At 54.1% G+C, this 244-nt stretch carries 1 pseudogene; it reads right to left on the bottom strand.

The window, feature by feature from the left end:
• Positions 1–226 (bottom strand): annotated as a pseudogene (locus ACSNOG_RS33875) (rhamnogalacturonan lyase); the annotation flags it as partial.
• Positions 227–244: the final 18 nt, after the last annotated feature.

Raw genomic sequence — 244 nt, 5'->3', positions numbered from 1 at the left:
AGTAGATACGGATCGCCGAGCTATCCTTTGTTCGAACCAACAGCTCCTCTCTCCAATCTCCGAACACGTCCGCAACAAGGCATGGATTTCCCTTCGTACCGTTGTTGGAAACCGCGCCTTCTGCGGTAAGCAGCCTGCCTCGTTTCCAGTCGTCGATCGTAACCGGCTCGTCGAATCTGCCGTTGATGATCTGTGTGGTCATATCAGCCGACCATTTGATGCTCATGTTCGTGCCCGGTACCTG

It is taken from the genome of Streptomyces sp. URMC 124 (assembly GCF_051386455.1).
Lineage (GTDB): Bacteria > Actinomycetota > Actinomycetes > Streptomycetales > Streptomycetaceae > Streptomyces.
The sequence above is the reverse complement of the archived record's forward strand: the minus strand, read 5'-3'. Positions and strand labels throughout refer to the sequence as shown.